The organism is Paenibacillus sp. ISL-20 (assembly GCF_018613005.1).
GTDB lineage: Bacteria > Bacillota > Bacilli > Paenibacillales > Paenibacillaceae > Paenibacillus_AQ.
This window is the reverse complement of record NZ_JAGGRD010000080.1, coordinates 1-14,452: the sequence shown is the minus strand read 5'-3', so window position 1 is coordinate 14,452 and position 14,452 is coordinate 1. Positions and strand designations below refer to the sequence as shown.

At 50.5% G+C, this 14,452-nt stretch carries 12 protein-coding genes and 1 pseudogene; 1 reads left to right on the top strand and 12 read right to left on the bottom strand.

Translation table 11 applies throughout. The features are described 5' to 3' along the window. The 3 genes and pseudogenes from J7E85_RS33145 to J7E85_RS33135 all read right to left on the bottom strand — a co-directional run. Positions 1–432 (bottom strand): annotated as a pseudogene (locus J7E85_RS33145) (group II intron reverse transcriptase/maturase); the annotation flags it as partial. A 465-nt stretch (positions 433–897) separates the two neighbouring features. Then, the gene (locus J7E85_RS33140) at positions 898–1,485 is read right to left on the bottom strand and encodes an ABC transporter permease (protein ID WP_285228866.1); all 588 of its coding nucleotides are present in this window, start codon (positions 1,483–1,485) and stop codon (positions 898–900) included. Next, positions 1,486–2,235, bottom strand: coding sequence for an MBL fold metallo-hydrolase (locus J7E85_RS33135; RefSeq protein ID WP_215164205.1), 750 nt, complete (start codon positions 2,233–2,235; stop codon positions 1,486–1,488). Between the two features lie 124 nt (positions 2,236–2,359). Here J7E85_RS33135 and J7E85_RS33130 point away from each other — a divergent pair, with 124 nt between their 5' ends. Then, positions 2,360–2,791 carry an Lrp/AsnC family transcriptional regulator gene (locus tag J7E85_RS33130; protein WP_215164206.1) on the top strand — a complete coding sequence of 144 codons (432 nt, stop codon included), beginning with the start codon at positions 2,360–2,362 and terminating at the stop codon, positions 2,789–2,791. Between the two features lie 94 nt (positions 2,792–2,885). Here J7E85_RS33130 and J7E85_RS33125 read toward each other — a convergent pair whose 3' ends face one another. The 9 genes from J7E85_RS33125 to J7E85_RS33085 form a co-directional block, all read right to left on the bottom strand. Then, positions 2,886–4,157, bottom strand: coding sequence for a Gfo/Idh/MocA family protein (locus J7E85_RS33125; RefSeq protein ID WP_215164204.1), 1,272 nt, complete (start codon positions 4,155–4,157; stop codon positions 2,886–2,888). Between the two features lie 35 nt (positions 4,158–4,192). Further along, positions 4,193–5,815 (bottom strand): extracellular solute-binding protein, encoded by a 1,623-nt coding sequence (locus J7E85_RS33120; protein WP_215164203.1) that lies wholly within the window; start codon positions 5,813–5,815, stop codon positions 4,193–4,195. 48 nt (positions 5,816–5,863) lie between these two features. Further along, entirely contained in the window at positions 5,864–6,748 is an 885-nt protein-coding gene (locus J7E85_RS33115) for a carbohydrate ABC transporter permease (protein WP_215164202.1), read from the bottom strand. 19 nt (positions 6,749–6,767) lie between these two features. Further along, complete coding sequence (locus J7E85_RS33110; protein WP_215164201.1) at positions 6,768–7,727, bottom strand: ABC transporter permease; 960 nt, start codon at positions 7,725–7,727, stop codon at positions 6,768–6,770. Between the two features lie 735 nt (positions 7,728–8,462). Further along, positions 8,463–9,500, bottom strand: a complete 1,038-nt coding sequence (locus J7E85_RS33105) for a LacI family DNA-binding transcriptional regulator (RefSeq protein WP_215164200.1) — start codon at positions 9,498–9,500, stop codon at positions 8,463–8,465. A gap of 213 nt (positions 9,501–9,713) precedes the next feature. Further along, the gene (locus tag J7E85_RS33100) at positions 9,714–10,898 is read right to left on the bottom strand and encodes an MFS transporter (protein WP_215164199.1); all 1,185 of its coding nucleotides are present in this window, start codon (positions 10,896–10,898) and stop codon (positions 9,714–9,716) included. A gap of 149 nt (positions 10,899–11,047) precedes the next feature. Next, entirely contained in the window at positions 11,048–11,350 is a 303-nt protein-coding gene (locus J7E85_RS33095) for an ArsR/SmtB family transcription factor (protein ID WP_076324483.1), read from the bottom strand. 45 nt (positions 11,351–11,395) lie between these two features. Next, the gene (locus J7E85_RS33090) at positions 11,396–12,607 is read right to left on the bottom strand and encodes a glucuronate isomerase (RefSeq protein WP_215164198.1); all 1,212 of its coding nucleotides are present in this window, start codon (positions 12,605–12,607) and stop codon (positions 11,396–11,398) included. A 29-nt stretch (positions 12,608–12,636) separates the two neighbouring features. Beyond that, positions 12,637–14,208: an extracellular solute-binding protein gene (locus J7E85_RS33085; RefSeq protein ID WP_215164197.1), complete on the bottom strand. Its 1,572-nt coding sequence runs from the start codon at positions 14,206–14,208 to the stop codon at positions 12,637–12,639. Positions 14,209–14,452: the final 244 nt, after the last annotated feature.

The window sequence follows — 14,452 nt, the reverse complement described above, 5'->3', positions numbered from 1 at the left end:
CGGATTCATCACTTGTAGAAGCGCTTGCTGGAGAAAGCGATCCATCACGGTTGGGATACCCAGCAACCGTACACCGCCTCCGGGTTTGGAGATTTTCACCCGTTTGACTGGCGCGGGTTTGTAGGTACCTGCCTGGAGTTCGGTTTTCACCGTTTCCCAGTGCGTTTTCAGGTAAGCTTGTAGCTCGGCTACCGTTACTCCGTCCACACCAGGTGCTCCGCCGTTCTGGACCACCCGTTTGTAAGCGAGCCGAAGGTTGTTTCCTTCGAACATTCGCTCCAGCAGATCGTTCTGATCTTCGCGAGAGGAAGTGGCGACTTGTGCCGACGAAGAACTCGGCACTCCGGCATACCCTGACGGCTTCACCGCTTCTCTTTGCCGTAAGCTCTCTTCCGAGATGTTCTGCTGTCGTTGCTCTTCATGCGAACGCATCGGTTTCCTCTCTCCTTTCGGTTCGGCCCTTCCGGTTTCCGGCGTCCCGTACTCCCGTACTATGGCCTCTGCTGACTCCTGCGGGTTCAGCGTAACCTCTCGGTTACGGTTACGAAGTGACTTCGCTTTTTTTTTCTCCCGCAGGCCTCCCCAGATAAGAACGCCATCTTTCTGCCCGCGACCACTGGAGTTTACAGAAATAGTCCTTGGCGGCTTAGGATTTCGTTGTGTTTAGGCAACTCATCCGGCGATCCCTGCCTCAAATCCAGTTCGTGTACCTTGACCCGTGCTTTTGCCTCCGGCTTCCTTCAGATTCCGCCTCGCGACGGACACCCTTGCCTTTGGCTAACGGTAGGCGCTCGCCAGCCCCCGTTCGGGACTTTCACCCTAGAGATGACGCCCATGCTGGACGTACGATGAAAAACCAGGCTGCATGCTCATGCAAACCTGGTTTTTTTGTGCCTATTACCGCTCGTTTTTTGTCTGGTACAGATACAGTGTAAGCGGGGTGAAAATAGCGATAAACAGCACGCTGACTCCAATTCCGGTCATAATCACAGGCATGGTTGCCGTGCCGTTCATCAGTCCCCTGATGGTGGTTGCCGCCATACTGATCGGATTCAGATCGATGAGAATGCCCGTCCATTTTGGCATCGTCGACGAATCCACCAGAATGTTGCTGGCGAACAGCAGCGGGTATATCGCAATCATGCTGGACCCCGAAACCGTCTCCGGCCGTTTGGCCACGACGCCGATCAGCGCAAATATCCAGCTGACGCTGAATGCAAAAAATAGGATGAAAGCAATGGCGAGTACAATTTGGATGACGCTGCCCTCGGGGCGGAAACCCAGCGCAAGCCCTGTACCCAGAGCAACGATAACGCCGACCGTATAGCGTAAACCATCCGTCAGGATGGAACCAAGCACGGAGGCGGGCTGCCAAAATGGCAGCGTTCGAAAACGATTGTATACCCCTTTGGTAATGTCCGAGCATATCGTGGTTCCGCTATACACCGTCATGGGAACGACTGTCAGGATTAGAATGCCGGGCAATCATTCGACCCATTCGCCATCCTGCGGAATTTCGATTTTGGCGCGCAGCCCTTCCGCTGCCAGACGACCGGACAGCCCCTCTCTTGTCACAAGGCAGTGGTTGATGGCTTCCATATGGACCGCAACCGCCTTCGTATAGGGAGCATGGTGCAGCAGTTCGATCACATCGTCCTCATCCATGATGATCGGATCTCCCGTGAGAAACCGGGCACCGCCGGCGTTGACAACCGTCATTTCAGGCTTGTGGGCATCCAAAACTTCTTTCACTTCATCACACCAGATGGTATCGCCTGCTATATACAAGGTCGGCTGTCCTTCTGCTTTCAAAATAAAACCGGATACCTGTCCCATCATCTGACCGATCTCACCCGTGCCGTGATGACCGCCGGTTCGGATTATCGTAACCCCCTCATATTCCAAGGTTTCCTGGACTGCCGTCACGGACGTAAAGCCCTGCGATGACAAGGTATCCTCGTCCCCCGGTTGACACAGGATCGGCGTCGTCTTTGGCAGTGCATCAATAGCAGCTTGATCCCAGTGATCCGGGTGCAGATGCGTAACCAGCACCACGTCCGGATGGAGCTTGTCAGTCACGGAGAACGGCAGCGGTACAAGCGGATTCCGTCTGTCATTTGCGGAGTTGATGACCGGCGGGTTCGCCTTAGCATCGCTAAACATCGGATCGACCAGCAGTTCAAGATGGGCGTACTGCATTCTTAACGTAGCATTACGTATAAGTTGAAGTTTCACTTTCATTTCCCCTTTGCATCATTTATTATGGTTCTGAACCCATTATAGAGAACGCTGATATTCCCGCCTACAGCTTCGTGAAAGGAATTAGGGGGACTCACTTTCATCGTGAAAGGATATGACCATGCCAAGCGCTCATGAACTCGACGAAGTCGATCTTCGCATATTACATCACCTGCTGGAGGATGCTAGCCTGTCGCACAAAGCCATCGGAGAGCGGGTGCATTTGACGGGACAAGCCGTAGGGGCCCGTGTTCGTAAGCTGCAGGATCTGGGTGTCATTGAAGGCTTTACGCTTCGTTGGAACCCGGACAAAATCGGTCTGACCGTACATGCTTTTATCACCATGTTCTTGGCGTTAAATACGGCTCATTCTCCCTTCTTATCCTTTGTTCAGTCCCACGACATGGTCGCCGAAACCCACCGCGTCAGCGGTGAGGGCTGTTATTGGCTCAGGGTACGGGCCAGCTCGCCCAAGGAATTGAATGATTTTCTGGAAGAGCTTCTGAAGTACGGGAATTATAAAGTCAGCCTGTCCATTGATCAGGTGAAATAAAAAAGAAGAAGCCGCGGATCCACGAGATCGGCGGTGTTTCTTCTTGGTGTTTATTATGAATTTTTCATATGATGTATTTTTAATATAATTCCATTTATTTCACCGCATTTTCTTCAGCCATCAATTCCCGCGCATATTCGTTCAAATTGATGGATTCGCCGTGATTCAGCCTCGATTTCTCTGCCGCGAACGCAATAAGGTGGCTTCGTACGGAGGCACTGGCCGACGTCAGGCTCTCCTGCCCATTATAGCTCCGAACCTCTCTCAAGAAGCTGGCCACAATTCCGCTGTCGCCCCCGCCATGTCCGCTGGACTGCGAAGGAATCGTAATCTCCGTTTTCTGTCCGGTCAGAAAATCGCAAACCGTAATCTTGCCTTCCTCTCCCCGAAGCTCGCCGCGGGTGCCCATGATCTGAATTCTGCGCTCCTGTTCATACGTAAATCCGCACATGCTGAACATAGCGGTGGCACCGCCCTCAAACTCCATGTTGACGACCTGATGATCTACCACGTTATTATCGCTCCGATAGACGCAGCGGCCATAGTCCGTATCGCGAAGCCCTTGAATGATATTCGGCTTGGTCAGCTCCTGGGTGAAATGCCCCGCCCATCCCTTGTATTGATCGCTCAAGTAAAACCGGGGTGCCGAATATGGACAAGTCTGTTCCACTTGGCAATCAAGGCAGCGGTCGGCCGAACCTTCAGGGGCCTGCTCCTCCCGAAAATGCACCAGGGAGCCAAACGAAGTGACCTGCGTACACGGCCGGTCCATCAACCACGACAGCACATCCATGTCATGGCAGGATTTGGCCAGTATCATCGGGCTCGCCTTGTCGGAGTTATTCCAATTCCCCCGCACAAAGCTGTGCGCGATATGCCAGTATCCCACATTTTCGTTCAGCTGGATCGAAGCCACCTCGCCGATGGTCCCTTCCTGAAGCACGCGTTTGACGGTACTCCAAAAAGGGGTATATCTCAGAACATGACATATGGTCAGCAGCCGGTTGTTGCGAATGGCCGCCTGCTCCATCTCAAGACACTCCTTCGGTTCCGGAGACATCGGTTTCTCGAGAAGCACGTGATACTGTTTCTCCAGAGCTTGCATGGTTGGGCCATGGTGCATGCGATCCTGCGTACAGATGACGGCGATATCAGCAAGCCGGGGCTCCGCCAGCAGCGGTTCCCAGGATTCATAACACCGCTCCGGCGAGATTCCATGCTTCTCGGCAAAACGGATTCGCCGCGCCGGATCGGCCTCGGCTACGGCCACGAAGGTCAGCTCATGCGGGTAATCCAGGGCATAGGGGGCATAACCCCCGGCGCCGCGCGCGCCTGCCCCGATCAATATGGCTTTCAATTGTGTCATATCATGTCGCTCCTTTTAGGTTCTGGTACACGCATTTATTTGGTATATCGGTCTGCCGCGGACTGGTAAATGGCCAGATAGCGCTCCGATCCCATTTTTTGCAGGTTAGCTACATATTGGTCCCAGTTATCAAAGGACTCGTTGCCAGCTATGAATTTATCCCGCATCTCATCCACGTACGTGTTAATGTCGGTCTGGATACTGGTAAGCTCGGACTGCTCATCGGCCGTAAAGTTAAACGGCGGCCAGACCTTGTCCTGAGGTATGACGTACGGCTCGGCTTTTTTTGCATTCTCTACGGACGTCGGCAGGCCTTCCGCTCCCTTGAAATACTTCTGCGTCACGAAGCCCGGATAATATCCGCCAGGCCATATCAGATACTGCCCTACCGCCTGGTCCAGACTGAGACCGTCCGGATTGTTCTTGATCTCGTCCACGTAATCTACATTGCCTTCTGCATCTTCCTTATACGTTTCGTCATTCCAGCCCATGAAAAACATGCGGATGCCCTCGTCGCTGTAGAAGTAATCCATCCAGCGAATTAGCGCGGCTGGATTCTTCGCTTTATCGGTCAGGACAAACATCCCGATGTTCCCCAGCGGAGAGCCCGTGGCGCTGAACATCTGATCGCCGTGCGGCCCCTTCAATACCGGAAGCCCTACATAACCCTCCTGGTTGTAAATGGCGACCGGGTCCACATTATCAACGACGCCGAGAAGACCCTCCACGCCTTTGGCGTCCACTTCCGTGCTCTTCACGGACATGATATCCTGTTCCAGCAGGCCGTCCTTGTACAGTTTGTTCACGAACTGAAGCAGTTCCTTGTATCTTGGATCCGTCGGAATGAACCGGACCTTTCCGCTCGCCGGATCGGTATCCACGTTAATGTTCGAGGTTCCGTGATAATTGAGGCCGAACGAACCGCGCAAATAGTTGACGATGCCGGCGGTTCCCACACCACCCCAGGCATATTCATCCTTCTGGCCGTTGCCGTTCGGATCCTTCTCCTTGAACGCCTTCAACATATCGTAGAATTCATCCAGCGTCTGCGGCTCTTGAAGGCCAAGCTTGGTCAGCCACTCCGACTTCACCCACGGCGTTCCGTACAGCACGGATCGGAACTCCGGATCAAACAGCGTCGGCAGCCCGTAAATGTTGCCGTCCGGCATCGTAATCCCCTTCTCGATGACCGGATACTTCTCCATCAAAGCTTTAAAATTCGGCGCGTATTGATCAATCAGGTCATTCAACGGGATAAAAGCGCCCTGCTTGCCGTATTTCAGCAGATCTGCTCTCGGGAATGCGGAAGCATAGAACATTTCCGGATAATCACCGCCGGCTAGCAGCAGGTTGCGTTTTTCCGCCAAATTGTCTTTATGCACCGTGTCCCACTGTACCTCGATATTGGTCATTTTCTCATATTCCTGCCACAGCTTGATGTTGTTCCAATCCGCGTTGGCAAAGAACTTTCCGGCAAAACCGGTCACCGTCATCTTGTCATTGACAATCGGAAACCCCGTCTCATTCATCGCTGTTTTCCCTTCACCCGCGGAGTCCGATTCAGCCGTTCCTCCCGAACCTTTCGAACTGCAGCCCACCGTCAACGATACCGACAACATGCAGGTCAACAGAAGACTTCCCCATTGCTTCAGCTTCATCCGTAATCCTCCCCTTTTCATGTTCCATCCATATATCCATGCAAGGATTTATCCTTTGATGGCCCCAATCATAACGCCTTTGACAAAATACCGCTGCAGGAACGGATAGAGCGCCAGCACGGGAATATTAGCCACGACCAGCACCGCGTACTTAATGCCCTCCACTTCCCTTTGCTGCTTGATCGCCGATTCGGTCGACATTTTGACCATGTCGTTCGTTTGCCCCTGAATCAGAATTTCGCGCAGGATGAGCTGCAGCGGAAATTTATCTTTATCCGATAAATACAGAAGTGCATTGAAGAACGCATTCCAATGACCGACCGCATAGAACAAAATGGTCACCGCGATAATCGGCATGGACAGCGGCAGTATAATCCGGGTCAAAATTTTAATGTTCGAGCATCCATCGATCGTCGCGGCCTCCTGCAGCTCACCGGGTATGGACTGCTGAAAGAAGGTACGCATAATGATGATATTCCAGATGGATACAGCATTCGGGATAATCATGACCCAGAGCGTATTCAGCATGCCGAGGTTCTTGATCAGCAAGTACGTCGGAATGAGTCCTCCGCTGAAAAACATCGTGAAGACCAGCAGCGCCATGATGGCATTTCGCCCGACAAAATCCTTCCGCGACAGCGGATAGGCTGCAAGGATGGTCATTGTGAGATTAATGAACGTGCCAAGCGACGTATACACCAGCGTATTGGTAAAGCCGCTGATGATATCCTTGTTCTGGAAAATTTTCACATAGGAATTCAGGTTGACTCCCTTGGGCAACAGCAGCATCTCGCCCCTCAGAACCGCCTGCGGGTCGCTAAACGATGCGCTGAGCACAAAGACCAGCGGGTACATAACAATGATGGTGACCAGGATCAGAATCGTATAGTTGATAACATTAAAAATGCGGTCCCCTCTGGTTTCAATTTGCATGGCTCTTTCGCTCCCCTCTTTACCAAAGACTGGTCTCGCTCACGCGCTTCGAAATAAAGTTCACGACAACCAGCAGTACAAAATTGATGACGGAATTAAACAATCCGATGGCTGCGGAGAAACTGTACTCGGCATTCTGAATCCCCATTCGGTAGACATAGGTGGCAATAATGTCGGAGCTCTCCATATTCAGGTTGTTTTGCATCAGGAGCACCTTCTCAAACCCGATCCCCATAATGCTGCCCATGTTCAGGATCAAGAGGATGATGATCGTTGGCATAATGCCTGGGATGTTAATATGCCATATGCGCTGAAGCCTGGTCGCACCATCAACACGCGCAGCTTCGTGCAGCTGGTTGTCTATGCCGGCAAGGGCTGCCAAATAGATAATGGAGCTCCAGCCCATGGTCTGCCATACATCCGATAGAACGTACAGAGATTTGAACCAGGAGGGCTCCGTCATGAAATTGATCGGCTGACCGCCAAACATTTCAATAAAATGATTGATGATGCCGTAGCGGGGCGACAGGAAAATCATCATCATCCCGACAACGACCACGGTAGACAGAAAGTGAGGAGCATACGTGATGGTCTGCACGAATTTCTTGAAACGTTCTGCCCGAACCTCGTTCATAAGCAAAGCCAGAATAATCGGGATCGGAAAACCGACCGCAAGGCTGTATAAACCGATGCCCAGCGTATTCTTGATCAGGCGCCAGAAATAATAACTGTTAAAAAATCGATCGAAATGCTCAATTCCGACCCACGGACTGCCCCATATCCCTTTCGTTGCTATAAAGTCCTTAAAGGCGATCTGGATGCCGTACATCGGAACATACTGGAACAGAATGTAATAGGCGATGACCGGTGAAATCAGGGCATAAAGCTGCCAATTGCGTAAGATACGATTCCACAGTAAGCGCTTACGTTTTGTTTCGGGTACCGCGTTTGCTGCGGGCTGCAGGGTCGTATTAGCCAATGAGCATCACCTCGTATGTATGGGATTGGGTTAACCTCGTTTCACTAGCAAAGCGATCTTGACATGCCAACAAGGCATGGGGTATCCACTCATTCAGCGGATTCGTTCCTTTCCCATGAAATAAGTGTAAAAAGTACTCGTTTATGATTTCCCTCCTTTTCTCTGCAATCCGTCATATGACTAAGCTACCACCACCTCAAGCTATCCGTTAGCCAATATGGTTTTTGGAGCGCACTAAATGTTAGATATAGTAACGCAATACTATTTATAAATAAAACCCGAACAAGTCAGGTGTTATTTGATTTCTTGGATTTATTTTGGATGTTTATTTGGTTATTCTCCGATTATATTTGGATATATATTGGTATATGAAAGGCATAACGCTGAGCAAGCGCAGGGCCTAATTCATTAATTAAGAGGAGTTGTTTTATTTTCATAATCTATTTATATAAAAGAAATGAAAGCGCAAACAAAAATAAGGTGAAAATATGCGAAGTGTCGTTTATTTTGAATTCCAAAATCAGAAAATCTATTCCAAACATATCGTTGATTTTCACTCATAATAATATAGCAATATGGCATTGTCAAACACTTTTTGGATTTTTTTGGCGCAAAAACCTCAAACTTTAGGTAAAACCCGCAAAAAACAGCTGTCGGATTTCAAGCCGACAGCTGTTCGATGATCTTTTTTTATCTTTTTATGTCAACTAATCGTACATAATAAGTCAGTTAATTTCACTCTCTTGTGAAACTAGAGGACTCCCGAACAATCAATGAGAATGGCAGTAATATTTTGGTTGCCACCTTGAAATGTCCGTCCAAATAATCCACGATGGATTTGGCAGCCACCCTGCCGATCTCGTATTTGGGCACGGAAACCGAGGTTAATGGAGGCGTTGTATATTGGGCTACATCAATGTTATCCATCCCCACGATTGCGATATCTTCCGGTATGCGACCTTGATTCTCGACAACGGCACGCATGGCTGGAATGGCAAGCATGTCGCTGGCACAAAAAACAGCCGTTGGCCATTGCTCTTTGGGAAGCCCTCCCAATAGCTCGGACATCTTGCTGAAGCTCCGATCCACATTCCATCCGGTATTCATCAGCCACTCCTCGCGCACTCCCAGGTTGGCTTCCAGCATAGCGAATTTATATCCGACATACCGTTCTTCGCTCTCCATCTGCTTGGAATATGCTGGCCCCCCGATATAAGCGATTCGCGTGTGCCCCTGGTCAATCAGGTGGCGCACGGCTGCCCTCGCTGATAAAATCCGGTCACAGTCTACAACGGGCACGGTCAGCCGCTCATCATTCAAACTCACTCCCATGATGGCAACCCCGGCCTGCTGTATCAGTTCAAACAGCTCCTTGTCGTACCAGCTGACGGCTACAATCCCCTGAGCTCCTGTCTCCCTAAGCATGAGGCTTATTTTGTCCGCATCGCCGATTTCCTCGCATGTACGAACGATCGCCGGGGGCTGTCCGAGTTCCTCCATTTTTTTATGGAAACCGGCTAGAACCGTTGAGAAATACGGGTGGTCGTCCATCAGGTTTTGGGGCACGACACAGACAACCCGCTTATCGGCCATGCCGTTATCATGTACGCTTTTGGATGACTCAGGCAGTTTATACCCAAGATCCAGCGCCGCTTGCCGGATTTTCTGCTTGGTATCCTCGCTGACCGGACGGCTTGCATCATTGCTGATGGCCCGCGAAACCGTAGATATGGATACCCCGACTCGCTCGGCGATATCTTTAAGCTTAGCCAATCGCATCTCCTCCTTCGCAAAATTTGGAACCAAATTTTCCGCCATCCATTGATCATAGCATAAACTTTCTCATTTTGGGGCGTCAAATTGATGTCCCTTTCATCTCTGGAGAAGGGGGTTATGTCTTAAATATTCTTTCGTTTTCCGACCTTGTTTGAAGATGCTGCATATCAGGCGCCGTTACAGCATAGCTGTCACCAGCGGTTACTCACATTAAGCTTCCAATGGCACGCGCTCGGTGCTCTCCCGCTTTCCTAATCGGAAAAGTACTAACGACACTCCCACGGCTATAGCAACGCCCCCGGCACCGATCCAGGTGATGGACGATAAGGACCATTGCTCCACGGCAACTCCTCCGATGCCTGCGCCAGCAGCCATAGCGAGCTGCATCACGGACTGGTTCAGGCCTAGCATAACCCCGGATGAATTCGGCTCCAACTGGACGAGGTTATACTGCTGCGTCGGACCCGAAGACCAGGCGGATAACGACCATATCACAAGAATCGCAAACACGAAGATGACAGATACGGATGCATGGGTAAAATTCAGAACGATTAACGCAAGAATATGCAGAATCATACCACCGGTTAATGTGAGCGGTACTCCCCATCGATCCGTACTGAATCCACCGAACTTGGAGCCAATGAGACTGGCAATGCCAAAGGCAAACAATGCTGCACTAATCAGACCTTCGTTCAGGCCGCTGACTTGAAGAAGGTAAGGAGACAGGTACGTATAGGCAATGGAGTACCCGCCTAGCCAGAAGAACGTGATCGCCAAACCGAGTGCGACTTTAGTCTTTTTGAGCAGCGCAAATTGCTGGAGCAGTGGCACGGGAGCATCTCCTTTTGTTTTCGGAATCGCCTTATGCAGCACGATCATGGAAACAACCCCTAGAATGGCAATGAAACCAAATACGGATTTCCATCCAAAAACAGCAGCTACGACACGACCGAGGGGGACGCCAATGATCAGGGAAGCTGTGAAGCCCATGACAACCGTAGCGATTGAACTCGCCTGTTTACCCGGCGGCGCGATTTTGGCGGCAATCCCGAGTGCCGTTACAACTACCATCCCTGCGCCCATCGCCATAATAACGCGCGCAATCACAAACGGAATATACCCCGGAAGGGCAAATGACAATAGATTCGCGATCACAAAAATACCCAATGAATAAACCAACAGCTTCCGTCTCTCCACTCTAGCGGTCAGCGCCATAAGAATAGGGGTCAAGATCGCATATACCAAAGAGAAAATCGTGATTAGCTGGCCAGCAGCGGTTATCGTAATTCCTAACGAATCCGCAATTTTATCCAAAACTCCCGATATAATATACTCTGATGTTCCCACTAAAAAACTGACGATAGCCAAAAAATAAATCTTCCAAGCACCTGTCATAACTGCAAATTCCACCTTTATTTTGAATTTATATATCGTGAATTGTCGATATGTTAAACCAATAAAAAGACATATCGCAATATGTAGATATATTGTACGGTGCAAGACTGAATATTCCTTATTTCTTAAGGAATCATTCAGTACCTGCGTTATATCTCCTGCTTCAAATACTCTCCGATTTCCTGGATAACTTCTTCATCCCGCTTATAATACGTGAATTTTCCAAGCCGCTCCGTCTTGATCAAACCTGCCCGATGCAGAATCGATAAATATTGCGATGCGGTGGACTGCGTCATATTCAGTTTCTCGGTGACCTGGCTTACGCATACCCCGACTTTCCTCATATCAATCCCTTCGTGGGGTGTAAAATGTTGTTCCGGTTCCTTGAGCCACTGCAATATTTCAAGCCTCGATTCATTCGACAACGCTTTAAAAACTTCGATTGGTTTCATACGTATCATTATATCGAGAATTATCGATATGTCAACCTATTTCCCTCAAATACCTCCCGAACGAATGCCATAGCGTCTCATAGCACTCGCGTAGAACCATTCATGTGCCGTATGCAGCGCCGTCTCTTCGTCGATCCACCCAGATAGGATCCGTTCCCACAGAAACTCGGCAGCCAGCTTCTTCACAAGCAAAATCTTGCCGTAACTCCATTCCATGCAGCGGGCATCGGAGACGATAATCGAACTCTTGCTTGCCGGGAGTGCCTCCAGACGGTACTGCATGCTGTCCCGGTAGGTGCTCGCCCGGAAGTTGAACCACCACATGCCGCCGACATGAACGTTCGGGAAATTCCAGGCTGCCTGCACCGCATCAAGATTGTTGAGTTCCGATGCAAGCACAAGCTCAAATTCACAACGATACGACTCAAACAAAGCAGTCAGCTTTAGAATCCGCTCTGTATCGTTGGCCGGGAACGCCGCACCGCACCACGACCTCTCTACTCCCAGAAACAGCTGTACGAGCAGGCCGTTCCGCTCCGCAGCACTACATATGACGTGCAGCAGCTCCATCAGAATGTCGTCACACCCGCTTGCCGGTCCAATCTCCTTACGGATGTTCGAACTCGATTCATACCGCGGCAGCGTTGTCATGATGCCCAGGAGGCTTGCTTCGCGAAATCCGCCGAGCAGCAGGTCAATCTCGCCTCCCACATCCAGAAAAGTCCTGGCCGGATCATTAGATTGCACGATGCGGTCAACCCATGGACCCAGCACGCCGTCAATCCTGGGGATCAATACGGCATCATCCCGCATGCCTTGAAACGTTGCATGTTCCGGATGATTCACGACAAACCGGCGGATGTTCATCCGGTCTGCCGTTTGTTGTGCCCAGCCCTCTTCGGCGGACGCTTGCCCAACGCGAGCCATAGCTTCCCGCACCGAATGTTCATCCTTGATGGTGACTTCGTATAATTCACGCATAATGGAGGTGAATACCCAGTTCATCAGCGTGCTTCTCGTTGATTGATAGGCTTTTAGAAAAGCAGCAATTCGCTCCGCCTCTGGCAATTTATCCGCTTCATCCGGGTAGCCACCGGCTTGCAACTCTCGGTAGAACCAGAAGTAATGGGCGATCTCCCAAAAGTCCCTTGCGCCAAGCCGGTCACCGATAAGATGGGTATGGGTATCGAAGACCGGCAGCCCCATGATTTGCTCGAAGAATACAGCTTGTTTGCCGCTCATATCATGCAAGCTCATGTGAACATCTCCTTCTCTTCATGAATCGGTTATTTCCGGTTTTCCGAGATGACAACGCCCTTCCCTTCGTTGTAGCGGTCTGTGGTTTCCTTAATAATCTCAAGGCCACCCTTCTTCTTATATTCCTCAATCACTTTCGGCCAATCCGAGATCGGCTCTCTGCCATAAATCATCTTGATCATATGATCGAGAACCAGCTTCGGCCCCACGTCATCGCCTTGCGGTGCGGTATCCGGATATTTGGAATACGCGTCCAATGCCGGGGAGAAGCGGATCGACCCCAGCCCTTCCTTGAAAACCACCGTATCCATGAACTTGATCATGTCCTGTCCATCCTCGGTCAGCTCTTCCTTTGCCTTGTTGTACACCATATCGTGGACGAACCAGAACATGCTGCGGAAACCGTCTTCATCCATGGCTTCAGGCGTGGATGGAGGCGTGAACTTGATCGCGCCATTCTCCCGGGTGTAAGTTTCACCTTCAATGCCGAATGAGAAATATGTCTCCGCCTCCGGCGTCAGCATCCAGTCAAAAAACTTGATAATGCCGATGGCCTTCTCCTCTGAAACCTTGCTATTAATATAGTAGGATGTATTAATGCTTGGATACAGAAGATGGCCTCCGGTGTTCTCCGGACCGCGCGGCGATGCAATGATATCAACCTTGGCGTCTGGTACGGCATTTTTCAGCTTGCCGCGGAAGCCTGCCAGAAGCTGGGCGTTGGCGGACCACATGCCGGATTTACCGCTCTCAATGTTTTTGCCATAGTCACTGGAGGTCAGGGTCGCAAAATCTTTGGGAATCAGACCTTCATCGTACATGGTCTTATAGGTCTCCAGTGCCTTCGTCATATTTTCCACGTCAAAGAACTTGGGAACAACCTCCCCGTTCTGCAGTTCGCACTGGGATGGCAGCGCATCGAACGCTCCCAGAATCGTGTCGGCATATTTAAAGTTCTCCCGCATTTGATATGGGAACTCGACACCTTCCTTCTTCATCGCACGCATTACGTCCAAAAATTCATCCACCGTTTTTGGTGCCGGGAGCCCTGTCTTTTCCAGCAGATCGGTCCGGATATACAGCCCTCTCCGGGACGGATTGGACAGCCATGCCGGTATTCCGTAAATTTTGCCGTCATAGCTTGTCTCCTGCCAGGCTTCCTTCGGCACGCTCTTCATCAAATTCGGAGCATGCTCCTTCAGCAAGTCGTCAAGCGGCATAAATACGCCTGCTTCTACGGAACCGGACATCCCCTTGCTTGTAGCCCCTCCCACGTTCTGAACGACATCAGGAATATCATTAGAGGCAAACATTAAAGTCATTTTGCTGTCGAAGTCCTTCAGCGGCAGCATGGTCAGTTCAATATCCGTATTGGTCAGCTTTTCAAGTTCCTTCACCCATCTCTCTTCATTTACGTCCTTCGAACGCTCGGCATGTTTGTTTCCGCTGGTTGCCATGGACATCGTGAAAGACAGCTTGCCATCAGCGGCAGCGCCGGAAGAACCGGAGGTTCCGCCATCCGCTTCCTTGGCACCATTACAGCCGACCGCGGTTAAGGCGATTAGCGCGCTCATCAAAACCAAACTCCATTTTCTTCTCATCCATATCGCTTCCTTCCATATTTCTTACAGATTGTTTACCTTTGCCATTTCTAATAACTGCTCGAATTTCGAGCTGCTCATCTCCTTGTGAACCGGATATCCCTTTCCCCCTTGAGCGCATCACCTCAAAGTCTAAAGCGCTTTCACAATAACATTCAACACCTGTGTATTAACATGTACTTTTTTCTGATCGCATGTGTTTTCCTATGCTGGCCGTTCTTCAAATCATAACCACCCGTCCAAC